Origin of the sequence: Macellibacteroides sp. (assembly GCF_050251695.1) — a bacterium.
GTDB classification, from domain to species: Bacteria; Bacteroidota; Bacteroidia; order Bacteroidales; family Tannerellaceae; genus Macellibacteroides; species Macellibacteroides fermentans.
On record NZ_JBFWMI010000169.1, the window covers coordinates 1 to 3465 of the forward strand.

2 protein-coding genes and 1 pseudogene are annotated in these 3465 nt (G+C 40.1%); all 3 read left to right on the forward strand.

The features are described from left to right. On the forward strand, positions 1-1463 hold a 1463-nt coding region (locus AB7E53_RS14570; protein ID WP_446776514.1), incomplete at its 5' end, for a SusC/RagA family TonB-linked outer membrane protein. A 50-nt stretch (positions 1464-1513) separates the two neighbouring features. After that, positions 1514-2899, forward strand: a pseudogene (locus tag AB7E53_RS14575) (SusC/RagA family TonB-linked outer membrane protein); the annotation flags it as partial. Between the two features lie 19 nt (positions 2900-2918). Continuing rightward, positions 2919-3465 (forward strand): RagB/SusD family nutrient uptake outer membrane protein (locus AB7E53_RS14580; RefSeq protein ID WP_446776516.1); only part of this gene is annotated, 547 nt, incomplete at its 3' end.

Sequence of the window (3465 nt, forward strand, 5' to 3'; positions counted from 1 at the left end):
TTATTGTAAAAGGAACAACGACAGGAACTGTAACCGATTATGATGGAAAATTTAGTCTGAATGTTCCTACATCAGCTAAAACGTTAGTAATTTCTTATATCGGAATGGAAAGCCAGGAAGTGGCTATTATGCCGAATATGAAAGTTACATTAAAATCAGATACTCAGAATCTGGAAGAAGTAGTGGTAACCGGTTATGGCGTTATGAAGAAAGCAGCTTTCACCGGAGCAGCTCAGGTTGTAGGGGGTGATAACCTTACAAAGAGAACCGATGCTAACTTCATGAAATCGCTGGAAGGAAGCGTAGCAGGTCTTCAGATAAGCAGCTTTACCGGTCAGCCGGGTGCATTCGCAGCAACAACCATTCGAGGAAAAGGATCTGTAAACTCAGGCACAGAACCTTTATATGTTATCGATGGAATTGCTATCTATTCAGACAAAATGGGGGTAAACAGTGCATCAGGAAGCGGTGATATGGCTGCAAGTCCGATGGCTAATATCAATCCTAATGATATCGAAAGTATTACCGTACTGAAAGATGCTACAGCAACAGCTATCTACGGAGCCAGAGCTGCTAATGGTGTAATTGTTGTTACAACAAAGAAGGGTGCACAGGGAAAAGCACGTTTTAATTTCAGTGCCAAGGCAGGAACAAGCTTTGTAAACGCACTAGATCATAACTATAAAACCGTTAATCTGGATCGTTATAAGGAAATCTGGAAGGAAGGTCTTATGAACTCCGGTGACGCTGAAAATATGGATGAAGCAGAGAGTGTACTAAATTACTATGTTGACGGCTATTACGGTGTAAATCTGGCAGAAAATATTCAAAGTGTGGATTGGCTGGATGCTGTTTTGCAAAACGGAACAACGCAAGATTACAACCTAAGTGTTCAGGGTGGTAACGAATCTATGCGTTATTACATCAGTGGAGGCTACTTTGAAAACACAGGTGTACTGATTGGAACAGGAATGAAACGTTATTCCGGACGTTTAAGTCTGGATGGCAACCAGGGCCGTTTAGGCTATGGACTATCTGTTAGCGGAGCATTGTCGGATATCGACAACAGTATGACCGAAAGTCAGTATATCAATCCGATCGTTGCTGTATATGACCTTCGTCCTTTCCAGCAAATTAGAAATGCCGACGGATCGTATAATTTGGATGCTTATTATAACCCAGTAGCGATTAATGACAAAAATAATGGTGATAAGCGTAATCAGAAGCAAACAACTTTGGTTGTTAATCCGTATGTAACCTATAAGCTTACGGATAACCTGACTTGGAAAACCAATGCAGGTTTAAGTCTTATTGACTTGAATGAGTTTTTCTATAGTTCTAAATACAACCCCCAATACTCAGACAGTGGTATGATGGGAGAGAAGAATCTGGAACGTGCAACTACCTATTCTATTACTAATACATTGAACTTTGTAAATACATTTAATGAAGTCACAATGTAAATGTATTACTAGGACAGGAAGCTCAGAAGGTAGCTTTCAATCAGGTTTATGCTGCCGCAAGCGGATATCCGAGCGATGCAGTATTCGAGTTGGACAATGCTTCTACTCCTGTTAGTGCCGGATCAATGAAAAAGGCAAGTACTCTTTCCTCTTTCTTTATGAATGCAGAATACAACTATAATAATAAGTATTATGGATCTGCCTCTTTAAGATATGATGGTTCATCTCGTTTCGGGGCTAATAATAAATGGGCTCCATTCTGGTCGCTCGGTGCTAAGTACCGTATTTCTGAAGAAGATTTTATGGAGAACACCAAAGAATGGTTATCTGATCTTACCATTCGTGGTAGTTACGGTACCGTAGGTAACCAGGATATTGGTTATTATGCAGCTATGGGTCTTTATAGCTATGGATATTCGTACAATTCAAAACCCGGAGCTGTTCCTACGCAGATTTCAAATCCGGATTTGAAATGGGAGACTGTAGCAAAAGCAGATATCGGTTTGAATGCCGTATTGTTCAATCGTTTCACTGTTGAGCTAGATTACTATAACCAACGTACCAAGGACATGATTTTTGATGTACCCTTGTCTTTTACAACAGGATTCTCTTCTGTAATGAAGAATGTTGGCGAAATGGAGAATCAGGGATTTGAATTCCTGGTAAATACAAATGTAATGAAGACCGACGAATTCAGATGGGATGTAAATCTAACCGGGACCCTAAATCGTAATAAGATTGTCAAACTGGCAACAGACAAACCTATCGAAAATACAACGACTATCCGTAAAGTTGGCGAAGCATACAACACTTTCTATATGGCAGAATATGCAGGAGTTGATCCCGAAACAGGTTCTCCCCTTTGGTATAAAGGTAAAGAAGGTAAAGAAACTACTTCCAATATTAACGAAGCCGGTCAGCGTATCGTTGGTTCTGCCGATCCAAAGTTTTATGGTGGTGTTGGCATGAACTTCAAATACAAGAATTTTGATTTATCGCTCGATGCAAGCTATACCTTGGGTAATAAAGTATATAACTCCGGTTTTGCATACGATATGCAGGTGGGACATTACTTCCTGGGCCCGGTTTCCAACTATGTTTACGAAAACCGTTGGCAGAAACCAGGCGACATAACCAATGTTCCTAAATTTGAAGCAGGTAGCAGCTCGAATGCAGAAGCTCACTCTACCCGATTCCTGATGAGCGGTTCTTACCTGCGTATGAAGTCAATCGTGTTTGGCTATACATTGCCAACTAAACTTCTTGCTCAAGCCGGAATCTCCAACTTAAGAGTATATGCTTCGGCAGACAACCTGTTCACAATCACATCGAGTGATTACATCGGATTTGATCCACAAACAAGACCAACCGGATTCCAATCATGGTCTTATCCTGTACCAACCAATATCATGTTTGGTATCAATTTAGGTTTTTAATTTATAAAGAAAGTAGAGTATGAAAAATATATTATTAATCGCACTATCAGGAATGCTGATGATAAGCTCTGTTTCTTGCGATGATTTTCTTACGGAAACACCGTCGGTATCCATTCCGGACAATCAGGCATTTAATACCTCGCAAGATTATACAAATGCATTGAATGGACTGTATCAAACATTGGGCCGTTATTCTTTCTTAGGAAGAAACATTCTTGCTATGGGAGATGCCTCTTCAGATTTGGCAGCACATACTGCTGCTACCTCACATTTCTATAATATCTTCAGATACCAGATATTGGATACCAATACATATCTGGAGGAAATTTGGGGAACAGGGTATTATGCCATTGACCGTGCATCACGTATCATAGCAGCATCAGAAACTTCGGCTCATTTCACCGAATCGGAATCTGTTGTGGTAAATCGTTGTGTTGCTCAAGCTTATGCTGTAAGAGCATTAAGTTCATTTTATTTGGTAAACTATTTTGGTTTACCATACTCGGATGCCAATAAGTCTACATTAGGAATTGTAAATGTAACAAAGCCGGTTGCAGCTTTCGAAC